The following is a 23020-nucleotide window of genomic DNA, read 5'->3' as shown; positions in this document are numbered from 1 at the left end:
AGAATAATAGGAGCGGCAAGGAGAGTTTGTCCAGTTTTGTTTATGAAACTTGTAAACTTCCTTATTTGTAATTGACAACCTTGTCGTCACTGTCTATACTTTAGTGTGTAATGGCTTCTATCTTTCATTTTGCCGTGGGGATAGATGACAAATTAATTTCGATTCAAGAGGAGGAAATTATTCAATGGCTAACCAACCAACGAAGTACCGTAAGTTCGTAGTAGGCGCTGCGTCAGCTGCACTCGTAGCATCCGCAGTAGCACCTGTTGCAAGCGCGGCAGATTTCAAAGATACAAAAGGGAACACACATGAACCAGCAATCGATGCACTATCTGATGCAGGTATCATCACTGGCTACCCAGACGGCACATTCTTGCCAAACAAAACATTGACACGTTCTGACGTTGTCAAACTAATGGGTAAATGGCTTGTATCTGAAGGCTACGCTGTACCATCAGATTACAAAACGAACCCACGTTTCACAGATCTAAAATCGACATCTAACGACGAGCTTCTACAATACGCTGCAGTTGTTAAAGACAATGGCGTATTTGTTGGAACTCCAGACGGTAAATTAGATGCAGCAGGCAACATCACTCGTGAAAACATGGCGATTGTTCTTGTTCGCGCATTTGATCGCGTAAACGATATCGATCTTGCTACATACGTGGCGGGCCAAGATTTCAAAAAAGACGTTGTTGACCTAGGAAGCGCGAAAGCGGAAGCACGTCCGGCAATCGACGTTCTTGATTTCTTCGACATCACGAACCCGGCTGCACCAACATTCAACCCGAAAAGCACAACAACTCGTGGTCAGTTCGCTACATTCCTACACAAAACACTTAACACAGATTTCTCTGATGTTAAATCTGGTGTAGTAGCACCTGGCGTTGCATCGGTTAAGGCGGTTAACGCTACGACTGTTGAAGTTGCGTTCAAAGATAAAGTTGACAACATCAACTCACTTAACTTCTCTATCGATGGTTTGACGGTTTCTAACGCAGCTGTAAAACAAACTGACGATAAAGTGGTCGTATTGACAACTGCTGTTCAAAAAGGTGGAGAGAAGTACACAGTTTCCTTGAATGAAAAGGCAATTGGTTCATTCGAAGGAATTTCTGCTGTTATTCCATCCACAATCAAATTGAACACGAGATCCGTTCAAGGAATCGTTGGTCAACAAGCAATTCTTTCTGCTGATATCGGCGTAAAAGAAGCGGGCGTTCCAGTTACTTTCAACGTGAAAGCAGCAAATACTACATTGAATAAAGACCAAGTATTTGAAGTCGTAACAAATGCTGATGGGATTGCAACGTTCTCTTATACGCAATATGCTGAGGGTAATGATACAGTAACGGTTTACCCAACAGGTAAAGCAGACCTTCGTGAATCTGGCACAGTATATTGGGCAAAAGAAGCTCTATTGACTGTAAAAGATATCACTGAAGCAACAACACTTGCGAACGGTTCAAAGAAAGTTTATGAAATCAACTCTGAGCGTAATAAAAACAAATATGTCTTCGTTACGTTTAAAGAGAACTTGAATGTTACACCAGATAAATTGGTGAAAACAGTAAATGCTGAAGGTGTCACTACTTACGAGCTAAACACATCTGGTGTCCCAACAACAGCACTCGCACGAACAGCCTATCCATACAAAGCCACTGTGAATGGGGAAGCAGTTATCGCTGTGAAACTAGACAATAACGGCAAAGCGAACCTTGTTCTTACAGGTTCAAATGGAACTGTGACGCCGATTGTTTATGAAGGAAAGCAGTTAAACACTGTTACTAATCCAACCCAAGCAGACTACAATGCTAAGTATGATGCAACTGCGTTGCAAGCAACAGCTAACACTGTGATATTTACAGTTCAGCATGCTCTTGGCTTGACTATTAAAGCTGAAGGTGTACAAAACGCAGCAATTGCAAGTAGCACAGGTACTAGCATTGGTACAGGCGGACGGGACTATGTTATCAACTACACTGATAAGGATGGCAAGTCTGCTGAAAAAGGAACTACAGTACGTGTAGCAATTCCTAAGACGGGTCTGAAAAATAAGAATGGTAATGATTTTGTCTTACGCAACCATAAAGGTGATGTTATTACATCATATAGCCAGGACAATGATTACTTATACTATAATGTTCCATTAGAAAAAGCAGGTCAGGCGACATTTACAGTGACATCTACTGAAGCTAATGACTATGTAGCTCCTATTGTATTCATTGAGAATGGCACAGTGAATGGTTTGGATAAGGACGATCTACAAGCAACTGGTGAAGTAACATACTTTGTAAGCAAAGTAGATTACGCTGCTAAATTGAAAGTTCTAGATACAGATAGAGAAATTCGTGATGTATCTAAAGAAGTAAAATCACTTGTGGCTGATGGTACAACGCCAGCATGGTTCGTTTACCAATTAGTTGACCAAAACGGTAAATTACGTACTGCGAATGAAGCAACGCGAGTAACTTTCTCCGTTCAAGCAGGTCCTGGTCGAATCAGCGTAGCAGGTCAAACTTTCCAAGCTGGACAAAACGATGTTGTAACAGTCAATATTCCGGCAGGACAAAACTACGTTTCTATTCCTGTAATTGGTTTGGAACCATCTAGCGCAACTATCACAGCAACTGGTTCACTTGCGGGAATTGTTCTTAACACAACACAACCAGCTTCACAATCCGTTACATTCACACAGTATTCTACTGCTGACGTAACAGGAGATGTAGTTGCAACTTCCGTTAATAAAACAAACAACACATTTGCATTAATTGACTCCGCTAGCAAAGTTCATGTTTATAATTATGAAGATGCGACATTGCTACAGAACAATGCTTCTGTTAGTGAGCAAACATTTGAAACATTGCTTGAAGCTGGTGCTCGTCTGACAGTTTCTAAAGATGCTAATGGCAAGTTGACATTCAACGTAGTAGCACCAAGCGGATCTGCTACATTCAACGCTCAACAAAACGTTGACTTCTTGATTCAGCAAGCAGTTCTTAATAATGATGCTTCTGTAACAGTTCCAGCGACTGGTGGCGGAAATATTACTGTTAACACAGACGCAGCAATTAATATTGTTGTAAATGTAGATTCAGTAAATAACCTAACTATTACTGGTGCTAATACACAAAACGTTAATATTAACAAGTCTGCAACTGGTCTTGGAAATATCAGCGGTGACTTGACAGTTAATACTCCGAAAGCTCACGTAACACTTGGAACTGGTGTTGCAGTAGCTGGACACACTGATATTCAAGACGTACTTTCAAGCTCATTCACAAACAATGGTATATTGAATACAGTTGAAATTTCTGATACAAACGGCGCTAGATTTGTTAACAATAGCCTTGTAACTGGTGTTGTTAAAGTATCCGGAAAAGGTTCAGTTGTAATTACTGGCTCTGGTACTCCTATTAGTGAAGTAGTAGTAACAGGTGCTGCTAATGTCACGATTCCATCTGGCGCTGCGGTAACAAAAGTTACTGTAGAGAATGAAAATGCAACTGTTGAAAATAAAAATGGTGGTAGCACAGTAGTTGACAATGAATATCAAGTTAAACCTGTTACAGAACTAAGATTCAAAGACACGAATTCAGGTTCTGCAATTGATGGTGAGATTACATTTACTACTACTGATGCAATTGACTCAGGAGCGACCAAGTTTGATATCAATGTAAATGGTGCTACAGTTGCAACGGTTGATAAAAATACTACTGGTACAACAATTACTTACAGCTTTACAGCTGGCTCAATTAAAGCAGGCGATAAAGTTACTGTAATTGCCAAGAATGCTGATAAGAAAGCATCAACTCCTGTTGAAGTAACTGTTGTGAATAATACAACTGTAAGTGAAACTTTTGCTTCCGCTATCAATGTAGCTAATCCTTATTTGACTGGATTTGTAAAAGGCGATAATAAAGCAAAGGATGGCAAAATAGAAGTACCTACTACTGCAGCAGCAATTGAAGTTGCTTTGAAAGCGCGTTTGGTTGAATTACAAGCACTAACTAGTGAAGATGCTGACGCTGCTGGTCGTAACTTGGCTGTATTGAAAAATCTTAAAGCTGAAGATATTAAAGTTAATGGTGGTAATATTGCATTCTCAAATGATGATAAAACAATTTCAATTAATGGACCTGTTTTATCTGAAGCTGCATTTATTGTGGCAAAGGGAGCAAAAGAAAACTCTTATGCAGAGCCATTTAATATTACTTTAATTAAAGCAGCTTATGCAGATACAACTACTGGATCTATAGCTGATGGAGATAAGTTAGCTAAAATTCAAATCGATAGATTTGGAAAAGCAACTATCTCTAGTAATTAAGATCTGGTGATTAAGATCATTAAGATTGGGTGCCAGTTTCTGAAACAATTCAGATAACTTGCATCTGGTAAAGGAAAAGCTCTGTGGAGAGAAATCTCTGCAGGGCTTTTCTTTTGGTTCTATAATATTTGTTGGGGTATCCATACAATTTGGATAAAAAAAATGCACGTGATCACCGATTTCTTTTATACTTGAATTGAGTTCGGGTGCCCACTGGCGTTGCATAGGTTGATTAAAAAGTAATTAAAGTAAAAAACATACAATTAACAAAACAAAAAGAAGAGTCTCCCCAAAATTAAGGCATCTCTTCAAAAAATTAGCCTTTTTTTAGAAAGTGTTCCTTGGCTATCGGGTCTACGATGGCCACATCTTCTCCATACTTGATCTCAATCGGGATGCGCTCGGGCACCTTCTGCCTGCCTTTGCTTTTCCGGAGACGGCGGTTGCAGTTCGCCAGAAGTCTACTGATTGGCAGAAAAGAATAGACCCGTACCTGCCTCAGGAAGTCCCACGCGGATTTTTTGGGCTGATGGATCAGCCGCATGAGCTCAATCAACGCAAATGTGATCAGTGTCAGATACATCTGATTCCAGATGCCCTTCGGGGATTGGCTGTAGATGTGATCGACCTTAAGATGTTGCTTGATCCATTTAAAGAAGAGTTCAATATACCAACGGTTCTTGTAGGTTTCCAGGATGTCTTCCTCACTCAGATCCAGGCGGTTTGTGAGTAGACGGAAAGTGGTCCCTTCCTCATCCTTGAACTCTATATAGCGCAGTATCTCCGGTCTTGTCTGGATCGACACGAGCTCATTTCGGCACACCGCGGGATGCGTAGGGCTATAGGCCCGCAAAGTCTCAAACCGGAATGTTTTGCGGATACGAACCAGGAATTGGCTGTTCCTTGCCAGCCATCCGCCCATCTTCGTCTTGTGGGCGTACCCGCGGTCCATGACATACAGGGCATCCTCATCAATCAGGTGGTTCACTGCGTCCGAATCCGCGACATTTCCAGTGGAAGCCACCATCTTTTCGGGAAACACACTGTCCGCTGAAGCGACCACAATCCGGAGGTGCAATTTAATGCCGCTGGAGACTTTTGAAATCGCTGTCCAGCAGGAGGCGCTGTCCGGTAGCTTGACATAGGTTCCATCGATGATCCGAAGGATACCGACTAGGCTATTAATGCCGACTGCGTGCCGTTGCAGGATCCAGAAGGCTTGAGCCAATTGGCCCAACAGATCCACCAACAGGTTGGTATCCAAATCGAACAAACGACGACTCAGCTGTGAATGGCTGATGGAGGCCAGTCCCAATTCACGCTGGATCGATTTGCGGGCCCGTATGTTCTCTGAGATATCCCGATGGCTTCCCCATTGAAACAGGATACCCAGGATGAACGCTTTGACCAAGGCAGAGTCCGGCAACTTCTTTTCATCATAGTTCATCAGAGGGCAGGCTAATCGGGTAGCAGGCAACAGTGATAGAATTTGACGAAAGACGAGGTTCTGGTCTATGCTTCCCATAGGGAGTCTCCTCTCTGTAAGGATGGGCTGGTTTTGTCGTCAGTCTTATTTTAATTTTACAGGAGGAGTCCCTTTTTTTTATTTTTCTGTATTTGGCAATCAAGGTATGTACAAAATGGCAGTATGTTTATTTTGTAAGATTGATAAATATTCATCGCTCCTTGTCGCTTGACATGGAGCCTCTGCGAGCATAGTGTCTGGCAAAGGGCGAAAGGACAATAACCCGCTCTTTCGCCAGGCGAAAAGCCTACCATGCTCGCCACTCCATGTAAAGCGATCGTATGCAAAAAATATACTGCCGAAACCTACATTGTTAAATTGCCACTAACAGATTATACTGAAAAACCGTTCCAAATCGTTGTTTTTCGACTTTGGAGAAAACTTTCCAGTGTGATAACCTAATGATTAACAACTGATAGTAATGGAGGTGGGTGCTATAAGTCATGTGATAAGCGTTGGGCTTGAAGGGATGCGGGGACATCGGGTGATTGTGGAGGCGAATGTTCGTGTAGATAAGGAGTCTTGTGTCATCGTAGGCTTGCCGGACGCTTCCATGAAAGAGTCGAAAGAGCGAATCTTAAGCTGTCTACATAAATTGGATGTCGATCTGGCGATGAAAAAAGTGACAATCCATCTATCACCCGCTGATAAGCGTAAAACGGGGACGGGGCATGATTGTGCAATGCTCCTAGCCGTCCTGAAAGAGGTGATGGAAGAGCCGATTCCCGTTGATCCAAAAACATGCTTCCTTGCTGCCCTCTCTCTTTCGGGTGATCTTGTCCCTTTTCATGGGTTGATACCTTCTCTCCAACAAGCGATAAGGCTCGGATTTGAACGGATCATCCTACCCCCAGTTGATTTGAGCTTTCTGGCTATTCCGGCTGAGGTGGAACTCATACCGATCCACTCAATGGTCGATCTCCTCGCTTATTTGCGTGGGCAGTTACAGCTAGAATTAACGGACAAGGAGCTAATAACCTATCAGCAGGTCCATACCGATGAGTCTCTCACATGGACGGATTTTGCGGTAATCAGGGGGCATGAAGATGCAAAACGGGTAATGGAAATTGCAGCCGCTGGAGGGCATCATGTACTACTGAACGGTCCGCCTGGATGTGGAAAGACAATGCTGGCGGATGCATTCCACACTATTTTGCCCAATCTGAAGAATGAAGAGATGCTGGAGACATTCGGCATCTACCACTTAGCGAAAGAGGAACGCGGCTTTTCCGAGCGACTTCCCTATCGGCACCCGCATCATTCTGCATCCGCCGTTTCGCTGATTGGAGGGGGCACATTTCCCCGTCCAGGAGAGATTTCCCTCGCGTATAACGGGGTTCTATTCCTTGATGAACTCGGAGAATTCTCAAGAAAATCACTGGATATGTTGAGACAGCCGATGGAATCAGGGGAGGTGACCATTAACCGTGTAAAGCAGTCCGTCACTTACCCAGCATCGTTCATCCTAGTTGCAGCCACTAACCCTTGTCCATGCGGCTATTTCGGTTCAAATGAGCGATACTGCACCTGCACAGCGAAACAGATCAAAGCATATCAATTGAAAGTATCCGGACCGTTACTGACTCGGATCGATTTTAATTTGACATTAAGAAGCGTTGGCCTGATTGAAAGCAAGACTCCTGAGTCATCAAATATAATCAGGAAGCGGGTTCGTCAGGCAAGGTATTTGCAGAGGAAGCGATACGGAGCGGTTGGCCTGAATGGAAATGTGCATGTCTCCATGTTGTTAGACACCGCCTTATTGTCTAAGGAACAGGAGCTTCATTTCCAGTCCATCTGCTGTGAAGAGAAATGGAGCAACCGGACAATGGTCAAACTCATTCGAATTGCGAGGACCATTTCAGACTTGCAAGGGGAAGATACAATCACCAGGGACGCGATAAATGAAGCAGTCAAATGGAAATGCCTTAGCTCCACCGTATTAGGGGATAGGAAAGAGGAAGTCCTTGATGGCTAGAAAGAGGAGAGCTTGGCATCCGAAAGGGTATTATCATATCATTGTACGTGGGAATAATCGGCAAAACATCTTTAGGAACCACGAGGATGTGAATGAATATTTTCGTGTGATGGATTTCGTAAATGGTAAATTTCCATTTGAATTGTACGCCTATTGCATCATGACAAACCACGCTCACTTGCTCCTTCGTTCCCCTATTGTCCCGCTGGGCAAACTGATGGCTCCGCTCAATCGACGGTACAGTGATTATTGCCGGAAAAGGCACGGCTATGTCGGCCAAATCTATCAAAACCGCTACTTTTCAAAAGAGGTGATTGATGCTACGGGTCTGTTGCAAGTAAGCTCTTATATTCATCGGAACCCGATTGAAACAAAACAGCCCATGGTCCGGTCGATGGAACTTTATCCTCATTCCTCATATAAATACTATTTCCATGAAAGGCAAAGCCCTTATCCCTATCTAATAATAAACCTCCTACCCTCGTTGTTGCCACCCGGCTGGGAACGAACACCACAAGGGTATGCCAAGTATTGCAGGGAGAGTAGGGCAGGTAATTAGGCAGATGGTTCTACCATGAAATCAACGGCTTTTCAGCACAAAAGTTTATAAAAGATTTAAAGCTCTGTAGGATTTCACTGCAGAGTTTTTTGATGATTGACATTTTTTATGTTGCGTGGAAACCCGGTCCGTAATGGTATGTTTGGCACTTTCAAAATAAAACACTTTGGAACCTGACCTTACTTTTCCAAAAGACTAACCTAATTCCTCCTATATTCAAATTGATAATCTCTTACGGTATCGCTGTATTTAATAGTAACTTGAATAGGCGCTTGAATACTTCGATCATACGCAGGAAGATTATTGTCATCGTCTGACCCAACAATTAAAGTGACAGGCTCAGTTGAACATTCGGCAATTTCTTCATACATACTAACGGAATTATTTCCCTGATAAATCAAGTTTCCATTCAAGATAAATTCACCGGATTTTCCTTTCGTAATAACAATCTTTTCATTATTGTTCTTATTCGTTACCTCAAAGTAGTACCTAATTTGTTTTTCCATACCGTTTTTGGTTTCGTGAAAACCGGTAAATATTATTTTAACTAAGTCATCATCTACTATAATTTGGTCAATCGGATTTGTTAAAAGGTCTCTAATTTCCAGTAGTTCTTCAGTAGATAAGTTTTGATTCTGCTCCCTTTCACTAATGATATATTTTGCATGTGGTCCAGTATGTAAAATCGGTGTGCAACTATCTCCGTCATTATCGCTCCCTTCAATCTCTTCTTTCATGATTTCTTTTTCCTGCCTGTTTTTTTCTTCCTTCGGTTTTGTTACCGTTGGATTATTATGAATCTCATCTGTTGATGTTATATCAAATTTTTCTTTTGGCGCCAACCATATTAGAATAATGAAAACAAAAAGGTAAACAAATAGCATCTTAAAGCTATGCTTTGCTTCCTTATCCCTCTTAATAAATAATGATATTGTGGTTATTATCATTAATAATATAATTATACCTACTAAACCTATTAATGCATAAATTACGGAATCCATAGTAACATGCTCCTTCTCATTCCCAAGCAACTTTATTCACAAAATTAATCAATCGCCTCATCCTATTATGTATTTTCCATGAGAGATACAATAGTCCTTCTTTTGGAGAGATATTCTGCGGGGCTTTTCTATTTTCAAATTCCAGTTTGGGTGTTAGACTTAAACACTTTGCGAACTGGACTTTTGAGGAAATTATTTTCGAGCAAAGATCCAATTTAATATGCGCATGATTAAGCCGATATATAGTAATGAAGTATTTATAATCTTGAGGTGTTGGTATTGTTGAAGAACCTATTTTCAAGCACCCTGTTTTTATTGGTGACACTTTGCGCCTTCCCCGCTTGGGCAGAGGAAACGGACCGGGTCATTGTCCAAGTGAAGGATGACCAGGGCAATCAGACTATTGAAAGTGTTTTAGTCGAGGAGATTGAAGATTTAGATGAAGCGGATATCCTCCAACCGGATTTTATACGTTCAATTAGTTTACAAGAGAGTCATGTAGGATCAAAATCATGGGGTACGTTACGTATCGGAGCCCAGCGAATGAAAACGATGACCAGTCCAATCGAAGGAAGCGTGATTGTTGCCATCATAGATACAGGTGTAGATGAAACGCATCCTTTTTTGAAAGACCGGATTGTGGACGGTTATGATTTCATCAATAACGACACGAACCCGAGGGATGTACATTTCCATGGCACCCATGTAGCGGGCATTATTGTAGATACGACCCCGGCGAATGTGAAAATCATGCCTATCCGTGCACTGGATGACGATGGGAAAGGATACGACTCGGATATTGCAAAGGGTATTCGATTTGCGGTGGACAACGGGGCGGATGTGATCAATATGAGTTTCGCAGGCGAAGAGTACTCCCCTTTCTTAGCCGAAGCGATTGATTATGCGCTATCAAAGAACGTGCCAATCATTGTTTCTTCGGGGAATGAAAGTACGGATACGGAAAACTTCTACCCCGCATCCGAAGAAAAAATAATTGTCGTCTCCGCAATTGACCAAATTGATCATATCGCGGATTTTAGTAATACCGGTGCTTCCATTGACGTCTCAGCTCCGGGAGTCAATATTAGTTCCAGTGTGCCTGGGGGACAATTTGCCAGCTATAGTGGGACATCGATGGCAGCTCCTTTTGTAAGCGGAATTGCCGCGATGTTTAAACTTGAAAACCCTACGCAATCGGTTGGGGAAATCGAAGGTTTATTGAAGAAGTATGTCGACGACCGTGGCGCAATTGGACGGGATCCTCTCTTCGGGGAAGGGGTTGTTAATGTTACAGGCTATGATAAAAATTTGGTGATTGATCACGAGCAAGTTACAGTCAATAAAGATAAAACTGCTATAGCATTCGTCCCTTTTCCAGAACAACGGGGTGTTCCGCTGGATGCCAAGTGGACGATTACGTTCGATCGTCCGTTGACCGATGGTGACGTCGTTGACTTCAAAGTGTTCAGGGGTGACAAAGAAGTGCCGATTACACGAACTTTTAATAGCGGTGAAAATGAAATTATGATCGCCCCACTAAAACCGCTACTTCCCCATACGACTTACCGGCTGTTGCTCTTTGTTGAACATGGTAGGGATTATGAAATGAAGTTTGTGACGGGAGATTAAACAATAATTACAGCTCTATCCAAGGACAGAGATGAAAGAACGACCGAAAAACTCTTTTCGGTCGTTTTACTATTTGATTCAAATATTGTTGCGCAAATCATATTGCTTTGCTTGTCTCAATCTATTGATTGCCATTGGCACACCGACAATCCACTCTAACGTGAAGGCAAGTGCGATTCGCAATACCGTTCCCATTAGTTGACTACTCTGATAAATATTCCGTTCTTGGACAGTGTAAGATCTATCGGCTGGTACATAGGGTTCCGTATAGCTTGCGTAGCCAAGTATGTATCTCCAACCGTATACAATGCCCAAGGGATAAAGAGCGACGCAGAAAAGTACATATAGCCCACCATCAAAAATATCCAAAGTTTTATATTTAATCATTGTTCCTACAATGAGTACTACTGTAAGAATAAGTCCGATCAAGAGGTGAAAATGAATAATATAACCTGCAAATACAGCGAACTATGAACGGGTCATACCGTCTAGAAGCGCCTAAGCGCTTTCTATTTGACGACAAATGTTTCCCAGGTAAGAAAGGTAAGGATTATAAACGGGATGTGATGGTTAGAATTGGTGTACCAATCTCTACTCAAAAGGTAGAAGATGGATGACCAAGTTATACGTAAAGCGGAGTTGATAGCTATGGGAGATCACAAAGCGAAAGAAGCGATGCAGGACGATTATTCATTAGTCAAGGTGCCTCGAGAAAAAAGGAATATGGGTTGGTTAAGTGTAACTAATATTGCCTTTGGCATCGCAACGGCCATTTTTTATTTTCAAATGGGAAGTGTGATGGCACTTAAGTTTGGAGCCATTAACGCGATCATTTCTTCCACGTACGCCATCATCGTTGCCGGCATACTAGGAACGTTTATTACTTATCTATCAGCAAAGTCCGGAATGAACGTCAATTTTTTATCGCGGGGCGGCGGCTTTGGTTATGTAGGTGCTTCGTTGACATCGTTCATTTATGCAACTAATTTCATCATGTATTGCGCGTTTGAAGGGTTGATCTTAGTTTCTGCTGTTCACACATTCTTCCCTGTAATACCAAAATGGACACTCATTATTTTCTTCGGAACGCTTGTTATTCCGTTAAATTGGTTCGGCATTAAACAACTTGATAAATTGCAAAAATGGTCTTTGCCCATATTCGTTATATTTCTAATCACTGCCATTGTCGTGTCCGTTTTTACCCCATCCGTATATGAAGGTAACTTTTGGACTTATATGCCGGAGGGGGTTGAAGTTGGTGGAGAGGCCTTGCTGTTTTGTATCGGGATGCACCATGGGATCATGGGTCTGACAGCGCTTCTTGCCTCGGACTATTCCCGCTTCCTGAAACCGAAAGATATTAAGATTGGATCCGTAATGATTGGATTTATTCCTCAAATTTTCTGTTTTGGGGTCATGGGTGGTCTGGGGATCTGGTTTGGTGTTCGTCTGAACGAATCGAACCCAGGCGTTTACATCGTCTTGCTCCTTGGAATTGGGGGAGCGCTGTTCACAATGTTAACCCAACTGCGCATTAATGTGACCAATATCTATAGCAGTTCCTTATCACTTGCCAGCTTCTTTGAAAATGTCTTTCATTTTACACCGAGTCGAAGATTTTGGGTTGTGGTATCAGGGGTAACAGCGATGGTTTTAATGCTTGGCGGTATCGTGAATTATTTGGATAAGGCGATGACCTTCCAAGGCGTCTTCCTATTAGCTTGGGCCGCCATCTTAGTTACTGATGCCATGGTCGTGAAAAAAATATTAAAGATCGGACCTGGTTATTATGAAAGTCGACAGGAATATTTGTATAAATGGAATCCGGTTGGGGTCTGGTCTTTACTTATTGCAAGCGCGTTAGGGACAATAGCCGCACTAGGCTTCATGGGCGAGTTTTTAGAAAGTACAGCCGCCTTCTTTGCTGCGCTTCTAGCAGCTGTACTGACCGTGCTATTAGCCATTTTTACAAAAGGTAAATTTTACAGCAAAGATGCGCCTAATGACGTTCCTAAGGAAGATTATATTGTGTAAGAGAAAGTGATATGAGCCACATACAAAACACCTCCGAGGTAAGTACATGTCCCACTTTGGAGGTGTTTTATATTGTCCCAATAATTTAGGTTAAGTCTATGCCCTAAGCCAATCTCCCTCCCTCCACATCCCTCACAAAGTCCTTAATGTAATCAAAATAATTATCCGCGTCATCCCACATCGCGAGATGGCTGCCATTTGGACAAATGGCAACGCGGGAATTTGGTATTCTTCTACCCATTTCCTCTTTATCTTCCACCGCCATCGTATCGTATTTTGCTCCTAGCAGAAGTGTCGGGACTGTGATTCTATGCAGGTCGTCCCAGCGGTCCCAATCTTTGAATGTGCCTGTTACGACGAATTCATTCGGCCCTTGCATCGTGTTGTATACCTGAGGATTGATGTGGGAGAGGCCGCGGACAACGCTGTCCGGCCAAGGGTCCAGGCGGCAAATATGCTTTGAGTATAGATGTTCATGGAGGAGCTCTTCATACTCAGGGTTTTGATAGTCTTCTTCATTCTCATATTTCTCCAGCTTCTTAATGATTTCAACAGGCAGCGCATTTCGAAGCTCATTGATCTTCTTGACGTATGACGGGATGCTGGCGGTCATATTGGAGATGATCAGCCCTTTCAGGTGTTTTTGATATTTCAGCGCATATTCAATCGCGAGAAATCCACCCCAGGAGGAACCAAACAGATAAAATTGTTCCAACCCAAGTGCTAGCCGGACCTCTTCCACTTCCTCACGAAACCGTTCGATTGTCCATAAGGAAGGATCATCGGGCTGATCGGAATGGTAGGAACCTAGCTGGTCATAAAAATAGATCTCTATCCCGGCATCCGGCAAATAATCTTGGAACGATTCCAAGTATTCATGGGTGCTTCCCGGCCCGCCATGCAGCAACAGAATTTTAATCGGGCTGTCGCCCACTTTTCGTGTCCATACATGATACCCGCCGGTGATCGGAATGATCTTTGTTCTTCCTGTCATCTCAATTCCTCCTCTTTTTATCCCTATTGTTGTGCTTTAATGTAGAGCAAGGAAAATCGAAAGTCAATGCAGTTCAGTAAATTGATTGAATATTTAAGATACTATGATAAATTACTTAAACTTTTCTTAGTGGTCTACTGGAATAATATATATTAGTCGGAAAATTATAAGCATGGGGGGAAGGCTATGAAGATTACAAGATTTTTATTTTTACTTATGATTTTAGCATTAGCTTCCGTTCTCGCGGCATGTTCCGAAGACTCGGCTGATGCTGAAAAGAAAGAGGAAGGGACTAGCACCGAAGAGAATAAAAGTACAGATAGCAATACGGAAAGCGAAGGCGGCGGGGAAGGGGGAACTCTGACTTTCGCATTGCCGGGTGACATCATTGCACTCGATCCCGCATTTTCATATGACTTTGCGACGAATCCAGTTGTGACCCAGATTACGGAAGGGCTGTTGCAATTTGATGAGAACGGGCAGCTTCAGCCATTGTTGGCGGAGTCCTGGGAAGCGGTCGACCCGACAACATATGTCTATCAGATTCGCGATGATGTGAATTTCTCGGATGGTTCGCCAATGACCATTGAAGACGTCATATTTTCAATGGAACGCACGATGGATCCAGCTACCGCTTCTTATGTTGGCTGGATGTACAGTAATGTGGAATCCATTGAGGCGACAGGGGATTGGGAAGTCACGGTGAAATTGAAGCAGCCAGATATCCTATGGCGCTATGCGGTCGGTACGACAGCTGGCCACATCATCAGTAAAGCGTACTATGAGGAAAATGAAGCGAACTTCGGCAAGCCGGACGGCGGAGTGATGGGGACCGGTCCTTTCGAGTATGTGGAATGGAAAACGGGTTCCGAAATTACTTTGAAGAAGAACGATCATTATTGGGATAAATCGGCCGGTCCTTACTTGGATAAGGTCGTCTACAAAATGCTTCCGGAAGGAAATACGGTCGTTACCGGGTTGAAAACGGGACAAGTGACCGCAACGATCAACTTGCCGCTTGACCTGATCGAAGTCGTCCAAGCGATGGACAATGTGAACATTGATGCTGTCGATAGTTATATGAGCAACTTTGTCGCTATTAATGTTGAGCGGGAGCCGCTCAATGACGTCAACGTCCGAAAAGCAATGAATTATGCGCTGGACAAACAAAAGATCATGGAAAAGATCGTCAAAGATTCTGGTTCTCCTGCAAAAGCGGTTCCAGTCGGACCGGCATTATGGATCTTCAACTCGGATTTATGGGAAGAAGCTTATGAAGAGCTTCCAGGCTATGAATATGATATCGAAAAAGCAAAGGAGTATTTGGCCAAATCCTCCGTACCGGACGGATTTAGCGCTACCATCATGACGGAAAGCGATACATTGAAATTGAATACGGCGCTTGCTTTGCAGGCTGCGGTCAAGCCGTTGGGCATCAATCTTGAGATTGAGAAAGTGACGACGGAAGAAGCCAACACTCGCGCGTTCGGTAACAAAGACTACGATATGATGATGCAGACGTGGGGGGCAGATTTCCCGGACGCTGTTGGTAACTTGCAGCCGGTCTTCCACTCCAGCAACAGTGTGGACGGCGGTTCCAACTTCTCCAAATACAGCAATCCCGAAGTCGATAAATACTTGGATGAGCAAGTGGCATTGACGGATGACAAAGAGAGAACCGAGCTGATGATCAAAGCGGAAAAGATCATCGCAGAAGATACTCCGTGGATTATGATCGACCATCCGAAGCAGATGTTCGTCGCGAACACGGACGTCGAAGGTTACACGATGAAAGCCATGTGGTATTGGGATTCTTTCTTGAAAGACGTCAAGTTTAAATAAGGGAAAGGGCGGGGGTAGAAACCTTCGCCTTTTTTCTTATTGCCACAAATTCTAGATTGAATTGAAGTTACTGCCGGGAAAATGCTTGTCTCCTAAAGTCCTATAGTAATATATCCTCATGTCGACTATAATAGTTATAACATTCAGAAAAATGGAAAAGGATGATGTGCAATGATCTTATCCCAGCCATTGTTCACCTTTCTCATTGTGCTCGGTATTGTCGGGGGGATCGGCAGTTTATCGACGCTCGTTTCTTTATTGATCGCCGAAAAGGAGAATGACTATTTGAAGATGGAGAAAAGGAAAAACGATCTGGAATATCTATTGAAAGACGCGCAAATCAGCAATCTCGCCTCACAGATCCAACCCCACTTCCTCTTCAACTCATTGAATACGATCACCTCCCTAATCCGATTGGACAAGAACGAAGATGCGGTCAGTTCCATCCAAGCGATTTCCACTTTATTACGCTATACGCTGCGGGACTCCCAGCAGCTCGTCAGCGTGGAAGAAGAGCTGAACAGTGTCCAAATGTATTTACAGATCCAGAAGATGCGGTTCGGGAAGCGCCTAGAATGGGAGATCGAGTGCCCGGAGGATTGCGCCGACGTCAAAATTCCGATGCTGTCCATCCAGCCATTGGTGGAGAATGCCTGCAAGCATGGCATAGAGCCCAATGTCCGTGGCGGATTCATCAAAATCTCCATTGAGAAAGGGGAGGATTTTATAATTCGCATCCACGATAACGGGGTTGGTATTTCTCAACAGATTATCGGCCAGTTCAATAATTGGAAACAGGATAGGATCAAACCGGACATCCTCGGAATCGGCATCGTGAACACGTACGAACGCATCCAACATTTCTATGGGGAGAATAGCGATTTGACAATCAGGAGTATGACGAATGGCACTGTCTGTTCCATCAGCATAAGGGGGGGAAGGGCTTTATGAGAATCTTGCTAGTTGACGACGAACCATTGGAATTGCAGACATTGGAGAAAATGATCAAAGACATCGGCGATTATGAAATCCATAAAGCCGAAAATGGATTGGAAGCAATCGACCTGCTCCAATCCGTTAAAATGGATATCGTTTTTCTTGATATCAAGATGCCTGGCATGAACGGATTGGAAGTTCTATCTAAAATCCACCAGCATTGGCCTGATACAATCGTTTCCATCATCTCCGCATTCGATGATTTCATCTACGCGCAACGAGCGATGGAACACGGCGCGGTCGGCTATTTGTTGAAACCGTTCACGGAAGATCAATTCAAGAAGCTTTTTAACAAGATGGAAGGACTTCTTGCCGAACGGAATGAAAAACGAGCATTCATCATCCAATCTATCATTGAACGGAGTCTTTTTTCGGAGAGCAATTTGTCCGATGAAGAAGCGATGGACAACTTAAGCTTCCTACCGGAGGCCATGTTCGTCATCCGATGCAAAAACAGGAATTGGATGGATCAGATCACCCATACCCAAAAAGATATCAAAGTGCTCAAATCCCCTCAAGACATCAATGGATTTACGCTATTGCTGACGTTGAAGAACTATGCGCCTTCCATCATCGATCAAATCCTGCTCCACAACTTGAACAACTCAGAGCAAATCCTATACGGCCTTGGGGAGAGCAATTCGATGAAAGCCGCCTATGCACAAGCGGTCCGTGACTATCATGACAGGAACCGCTCCACTTTCCAACTGTTCCTGCATTACATCAAAGAGAATTTTTATAAAAATATTACTTTGACCGACGCGGCGAAAACCGTTCATGTAAGCTCCTCCCATCTGAACAGATTGTTGAAGAAGGAATATGGGAAGACCTTCACCGAGATTTTGCTGGATATCCGAATCGAACGGGCGAAAGAGCTTTTGCTTAAAAACTATAATGTGGAAGTCGTTTCGGATATGGTCGGATTCAACAGCGCAGCTTATTTCGCCGTCTGTTTCAAGAAATTCACAGGCGTATCCCCGAGTAAATACCGCAGTGAAGTGGGCTGAGCCGGATGGCTTCCAAGATCATTTATCTGCTCATCCCGTTAATGACCCCCATTGCCTTTTTCCTCGCTGCGCAGATCACGTACGATCATGGGGTATTGGGGTTGCTGGGCTATTCAATTATGTGGGCGTTGTCGTTCATCGCTTTTTATTTTACGCAGAACCGGAAACCCGTCGCCATCCAGGACCCTATCTTACGAAGTGTAATCAAGGGAGTTTACATTATTGAAGTCATCTTCTGCATCTTCCTCGTCTTGAAGATTATTTTTACGGAAACGGACTTCATCTATATGACTCTTATCAATATCATCTTGATGGCGACCGTGCCCCTATTCGTCATTTATCTATATAAATTCAATCCGAAGCTTGTCGCTGTTGCGACGGTTCTACTTGGTATCGCCATTTCGTTTTTGATTCCGACCCTCGTCTACTTGAAAGTCAGCATTCCGACCGTGTATTCGGGAATCCACTTCCTCTCCACGGATTTGTTGAGATTCGACCGCCCTGCCACTTGGCTGCTCGTAGCCAGCCTCGGTATCATATTGGTGGCCCGTCAATATCTATATAGGATGGTGGATATACATCATAAGGCACGAACCCGCTTCGCCCCTTTCCTGATTGCGGCCATCATTTCCTCCATTGTGATGATCTCGTTTGGGACGATTTCATTTCTTGGAAGAGCGCAGGCGGTTTTGCCAGACCTCAGCGACCGGGTGAGCATCCAAGTGATCAATCGTTTCGGCGGGCAGTTCGCACAGATTTTGTTCATGTCAATCACCATTTTTATGATCTTTTTCATTTTCATTACATTATGGGAGTCCATAAAGGGCGGACCCAAAAAGTATAATCCATTGCTGATTGTAATCGGCACACTGATTCCCGGATTGGTAGTGCCCTATGTGAACATCACTTTGCTGGATGCTTTTCTTTATTTCGGACTGTTCTGGTCCCCTCTGTTCGGGTTGATCTTCGTGCCGGTTACTACCATCTATAGAACAAGGATCGGTTTCCTCTTCGGACTCTGCATGAGCTTGGCTGTAGGGTTGATTTTTACAATTCCATTCGGCATCCTCGCAGGGGCCTGCAGTTCCTTTTTATTATCTATCGTTCTCGTATTATTCGGTCCCGTCGAACAGAAGAATCTCCAATTGTAAGGGTGCCTGCCCTTACTTTTTTTATTTATTTCGAAATGAATCATATATTGAAGATAAATTGGTTAAATATTTAAAAAGTTTGTTCATTGGAAAAGTAAAATGGATAGTAAGCATGATTACATTGACATTTCTAATGGGAGGTGTGCTCATATGGTTTCTTACATTCTAAGAAGATTGCTATTGTTGATTCCGATATTGTTTTTGGCTTCTGTCCTCGTATTCGGGATGTCCCATCTGACCAAGACAGATCCTGCGTTGGTAATGGTAGGCGGGAAGCAGACTTCGCCGGAAGTGCTGGAGAACATCCGGGTGAAATATCATCTGAATGAACCAGTCTGGAAGCAGTATCTGATCTGGGCGGGCAACGCCGTTCAGGGGGACCTCGGTGAAAGCTTCAAGATGAAGCAGTCCGTCAGCGGAATGATTGCAGAGCGGTTGCCGTTGACGATTCAATTGGTTGTCATGAGTACGATCATTACAATATTGCTGGCGATTCCGCTCGGTATCATTGCAGCTGTGAAAAAGAATACATGGGTTGATTATTTGGCCTCGCTCATTTCCCTGGTGGGCGTTTCGTCCCCAGTATTTTTCACCGGGGTGCTTGCTGTCATGCTATTTTCATACAAGTTGGATCTCCTGCCCGCATTCGGGACGGGCGACAATTTCGTTGAAAACTTCAAATATCTCCTGCTCCCGTCGTTGGCCTTGGGTATCAATATGCTGGCGCTGAGCTCTCGCATCACACGAAGCGGAATGATTGAGGCGTTGGGAACGAACTATATCGAGACGGCAGTCGCTAAAGGAATTCCGAAACGGGTCATTGTAATGAAACATGCGTTTAAAAACGCCCTAATTCCATTGTTGACCGTGACTGGCCTGCAGCTCGGCTTCCTCATTGTCGGGACAGTGCTTGTCGAGTATACATTCGGATTGGGCGGGATCGGAAGCCTGATTGTGCATGCGGTGCAGTCGAGCGATTATCCTCTTGTGCAGGGAACGACTATTTTTCTCGTCGTTTTTTTCCTCTTGATGAACTTGGTCGTCGATGTCCTGTATGCGGTCATTGACCCTAGGATACGTTATTAACTTGGTGGAGGTGTGAGTCAGCATGAGCCAAACCGGTGTAGTGGGAAGAAAACCGATGATCCGGACGAGAAGAAGGGGTTTATTGCAATCATCGTTCTTTAGAAACTATCTTGCGGTTGCAGCGGGATTTGTCATTTTGCTAATCATCTTGGCCGCTATCTTCGCGCCGGCGATTGCGCCGTATGATCCGAATGAACAGGACTTGTTGATGTCCCTTGAACCGGCGTCCAAAGAGCATTTCTTCGGTACGGACCAACAAGGGCGGGACATCTTCAGCAGAATTTTATATGGAGCAAGGACGACGCTGTTAGGAGCGCTTGGAGTGGTTGGTATTGCCACGGTAATCGGAGTGCCGTTAGGCTTGATCGCCGGCTATTACGGAGGCAGGATCGACAGCCTAATCACTCGGACGTTTGATGTCATTCTTGCATTTCCAGCTTTATTGCTCGCATTTATCATTGTCGCTGTATTTGGGAAAGGTTTGGAGAACGCCGTCATTGCTCTCGGAATCGTGTACATTCCGATGATTGCACGGTTGGTGCGGTCTGTCACATTGGTTGAGAGGGAGCAAACTTATGTGGAAGCGGCGCGGAATCTTGGTTTTTCCAATAGTCGGATCATGTTCCGGCATATATTGCCGAATTGTATTTCTCCGATCGTTGTGCAGGCGACCATTGACTTGGCCTATGCCATTCTGGACCTTGCTGCCTTGAGTTTCCTTGGCTTGGGCGTACAGCCGCCGACAGCCGACTGGGGTGCCATGCTGGAAGAAGGGCGGGAATATTTATTGATTTCGTCTAATACTGCGATTTTCTCTGGCTTCGCCATTATGATCACAGTTATTTCCTTTAACCTTTTCGGCGACGGTCTCCAGCAGCATTTTGATCCGAAACAAAGGAAAGTGTGATAGGGGGATAGCGATGAATAAGTTATTGACGGTCCACAATTTATCAACGAAGTTCAAGACGGAGCGCGGGATTGCCCATGCTGTTCGTTTTGTAAATTTCTCGATCGACGTAGGCGAGATCATGGGGCTCGTCGGGGAAAGCGGAAGCGGAAAAAGTGTGACCGCCAAATCGATCATGCGCCTCATCGACAAATCGAAAGGTCAGATTTCAGGGAAGATCTTGCTGGAAGGCGAGGACCTTCTTTTGAAAAAGGAGAAGGAAATGCAATCGATACGCGGGAATAGTGTTTCCATGATCTTTCAGGATCCGATGTCTTCCTTGAATCCGCTCTACTCGGTTGGCGAGCAGATTGCCGAAGTGTATCGCTACCATAAGAAGATGAAGAAGAAGGCAGCTAAGGAAGCGACGATCCGATTGATGGAGCAGATCGGCATTCCGGCAGCTGAAAAGCGCTACAGCCAATATCCTCATGAGTTCAGTGGCGGCATGCTGCAGCGGATTATGATCGCGATTGCTCTTGCCTGCAATCCGAGACTTCTCATCGCCGACGAGCCGACGACCGCCTTAGACGTAACAATTCAGGCACAAATATTGCGGCTCCTCAAACGTCTGCAAGGGGAGTTCGATATGGGCATCCTATTGATCACTCATGATTTGGGCGTTGTTGCGGAAATATGTGATCGGGTGTCGGTCATGTATGCGGGGGAGATTGTGGAAAGCGGAGATGTCGAAACGATTTTCAGAGCGCCAATGCATCCGTACACACTCGGACTAATTGCATCCATTCCGAAACTGGGTAGCAAGACCAAAATGCTGAGTCCGATTGAGGGGGCGCCGCCTGATCTGCATGGGGAACTAAAGGGCTGTCCGTTTGCGGAACGATGTGCGTACAAAACCGACATCTGCCTGGCAGAGTCGCCGGAGCTCCGGGAAGTGGAAGAGAGGCATATCGTTGGCTGTCATCATGTAGAGGCCATCTTCCAGCAAAGGAGGCAATATGCATGAGTCAGGTCGTCCTGAAGGTGGAAAACTTAAATAAGCATTTTCCGACCGGAAAGCGCAATTTGCTTGGAAAACATACGCAAACTCTCAAAGCGGTAGACGGGGTTTCATTTGAAATCAAAGAAGGTGAAATCTTCGGGCTGGTCGGGGAGAGCGGGTGCGGGAAATCGACATTGGGGCGCTGCATTACGAGAATCGTCGATCCGAGCAATGGCACCATCCACTTTAATGGGGAGGAGATTACGAACTCGGGTCCGCAACGATTGAAAGAGTTACGGCGGCAAATGCAGATGGTGTTCCAAAATCCGCATTCGTCTTTGAACCCCCGAATGACCATCCGGCAAACCTTTGCTGAAATACTGAAAGTGCATGGGCTGGCAAAAGGAAAAGAACAGGAACGGATGGAGGAAATCCTGTCGCTTGTCGGATTGCCGGTCGACGCGTTGGATCGCCATCCCCATGAATTCAGCGGCGGCCAGCTGCAGCGGATTGTCATCGCGCGTGCCCTTCTGGTGGAGCCCGAGTTCATCATGGCGGATGAACCGGTTTCAGCTTTGGATGTTTCTGTCCAGGCGCAAATATTGAATTTGCTCGTGACATTGAAAGAAGAATTGTCCTTGACAATGCTATTTGTTGCACATGATTTAAGTGTGGTCGAGCATATCAGTGATCGAGTTGCCGTGATGTACTTGGGGCAAATCGTGGAGATGGCCGATGTAGATGAGCTATATCAAAATACGTTACACCCCTACACAATGGCGTTAATGGCTGCCATCCCGGTTCCAGATCCGAGTATCAAAAAAGAGTATGAAGTCATCGAAGGGGATTTACCGAGTCCGATCGACTTGCCGGTCGGCTGCCGATTCGCCAGCCGATGCCCTTCTGCCATGACGGTCTGCCAAGAGCAGAACCCGTCGTTGAAAGAAGTGAATCCCGACCACTTCGTCGCATGCCATTTATATTAATGTAAGGGGGTAA

At 44.4% G+C, this 23020-nt stretch carries 16 protein-coding genes; 13 read left to right on the top strand and 3 right to left on the bottom strand.

Annotated features, from left to right (window positions below):
* Nucleotides 1–184: 184 nt before the first annotated feature.
* On the top strand, nucleotides 185–4330 hold the full coding sequence (locus AB1K83_RS13630; protein ID WP_413058754.1) for an S-layer homology domain-containing protein: 4146 nt from the start codon (nucleotides 185–187) through the stop codon (nucleotides 4328–4330).
* 316 nt (nucleotides 4331–4646) lie between these two features.
* On the opposite strand, the gene AB1K83_RS13625 is transcribed toward AB1K83_RS13630, so the two are convergent.
* Nucleotides 4647–5855, bottom strand: coding sequence for an IS4 family transposase (locus AB1K83_RS13625; protein WP_413058753.1), 1209 nt, complete (start codon nucleotides 5853–5855; stop codon nucleotides 4647–4649).
* A 445-nt stretch (nucleotides 5856–6300) separates the two neighbouring features.
* Here AB1K83_RS13625 and AB1K83_RS13620 point away from each other — a divergent pair, with 445 nt between their 5' ends.
* Nucleotides 6301–7833 carry a YifB family Mg chelatase-like AAA ATPase gene (locus tag AB1K83_RS13620; RefSeq protein ID WP_413058752.1) on the top strand — a complete coding sequence of 511 codons (1533 nt, stop codon included), beginning with the start codon at nucleotides 6301–6303 and terminating at the stop codon, nucleotides 7831–7833.
* Nucleotides 7826–8392 carry a transposase gene (locus AB1K83_RS13615; RefSeq protein ID WP_413058751.1) on the top strand — a complete coding sequence of 189 codons (567 nt, stop codon included), beginning with the start codon at nucleotides 7826–7828 and terminating at the stop codon, nucleotides 8390–8392. The genes AB1K83_RS13620 and AB1K83_RS13615 overlap by 8 nt, the downstream gene beginning before the upstream one ends.
* 200 nt (nucleotides 8393–8592) lie before the next feature.
* Here AB1K83_RS13615 and AB1K83_RS13610 read toward each other — a convergent pair whose 3' ends face one another.
* Nucleotides 8593–9393 carry a hypothetical protein gene (locus AB1K83_RS13610; protein ID WP_413058750.1) on the bottom strand — a complete coding sequence of 267 codons (801 nt, stop codon included), beginning with the start codon at nucleotides 9391–9393 and terminating at the stop codon, nucleotides 8593–8595.
* A 282-nt stretch (nucleotides 9394–9675) separates the two neighbouring features.
* On the opposite strand from AB1K83_RS13610, the gene AB1K83_RS13605 reads away from it, so the two are divergent.
* A complete protein-coding gene (locus AB1K83_RS13605; RefSeq protein WP_413058749.1) occupies nucleotides 9676–11022 on the top strand; it encodes a S8 family peptidase in 1347 nt (448 codons plus the stop codon).
* 648 nt (nucleotides 11023–11670) lie between these two features.
* Nucleotides 11671–13056 carry a purine-cytosine permease family protein gene (locus AB1K83_RS13600; RefSeq protein ID WP_413058763.1) on the top strand — a complete coding sequence of 462 codons (1386 nt, stop codon included), beginning with the start codon at nucleotides 11671–11673 and terminating at the stop codon, nucleotides 13054–13056.
* A 103-nt stretch (nucleotides 13057–13159) separates the two neighbouring features.
* Here AB1K83_RS13600 and AB1K83_RS13595 read toward each other — a convergent pair whose 3' ends face one another.
* Nucleotides 13160–14050, bottom strand: a complete 891-nt coding sequence (locus tag AB1K83_RS13595) for a proline iminopeptidase-family hydrolase (RefSeq protein ID WP_413058748.1) — start codon at nucleotides 14048–14050, stop codon at nucleotides 13160–13162.
* A 186-nt stretch (nucleotides 14051–14236) separates the two neighbouring features.
* Here AB1K83_RS13595 and AB1K83_RS13590 point away from each other — a divergent pair, with 186 nt between their 5' ends.
* From AB1K83_RS13590 to AB1K83_RS13555, 8 genes are all read left to right on the top strand, one after another.
* Complete coding sequence (locus AB1K83_RS13590) at nucleotides 14237–15892, top strand: ABC transporter substrate-binding protein (protein ID WP_413058747.1); 1656 nt, start codon at nucleotides 14237–14239, stop codon at nucleotides 15890–15892.
* A 171-nt stretch (nucleotides 15893–16063) separates the two neighbouring features.
* Complete coding sequence (locus AB1K83_RS13585; RefSeq protein ID WP_413058746.1) at nucleotides 16064–16843, top strand: sensor histidine kinase; 780 nt, start codon at nucleotides 16064–16066, stop codon at nucleotides 16841–16843.
* Complete coding sequence (locus tag AB1K83_RS13580; protein WP_413058745.1) at nucleotides 16840–17895, top strand: response regulator transcription factor; 1056 nt, start codon at nucleotides 16840–16842, stop codon at nucleotides 17893–17895. The genes AB1K83_RS13585 and AB1K83_RS13580 overlap by 4 nt, the downstream gene beginning before the upstream one ends.
* Before the next feature lie 5 nt (nucleotides 17896–17900).
* The gene (locus AB1K83_RS13575) at nucleotides 17901–19046 is read left to right on the top strand and encodes a hypothetical protein (RefSeq protein WP_413058744.1); all 1146 of its coding nucleotides are present in this window, start codon (nucleotides 17901–17903) and stop codon (nucleotides 19044–19046) included.
* A gap of 150 nt (nucleotides 19047–19196) precedes the next feature.
* Nucleotides 19197–20132 carry an ABC transporter permease gene (locus AB1K83_RS13570; protein ID WP_413058743.1) on the top strand — a complete coding sequence of 312 codons (936 nt, stop codon included), beginning with the start codon at nucleotides 19197–19199 and terminating at the stop codon, nucleotides 20130–20132.
* 22 nt (nucleotides 20133–20154) lie between these two features.
* Complete coding sequence (locus AB1K83_RS13565) at nucleotides 20155–21039, top strand: ABC transporter permease (protein WP_413058742.1); 885 nt, start codon at nucleotides 20155–20157, stop codon at nucleotides 21037–21039.
* Between the two features lie 13 nt (nucleotides 21040–21052).
* Nucleotides 21053–22045: an ABC transporter ATP-binding protein gene (locus AB1K83_RS13560; RefSeq protein WP_413058741.1), complete on the top strand. Its 993-nt coding sequence runs from the start codon at nucleotides 21053–21055 to the stop codon at nucleotides 22043–22045.
* Complete coding sequence (locus AB1K83_RS13555; protein ID WP_413058740.1) at nucleotides 22042–23007, top strand: ABC transporter ATP-binding protein; 966 nt, start codon at nucleotides 22042–22044, stop codon at nucleotides 23005–23007. The genes AB1K83_RS13560 and AB1K83_RS13555 overlap by 4 nt, the downstream gene beginning before the upstream one ends.
* The last annotated feature ends 13 nt before the right edge of the window (nucleotides 23008–23020 follow it).

This window comes from Sporosarcina sp. 179-K 3D1 HS, assembly GCF_047228905.1.
GTDB lineage: Bacteria > Bacillota > Bacilli > Bacillales_A > Planococcaceae > Sporosarcina.
This window is presented reverse-complemented; position numbering and strand designations above follow the sequence as displayed.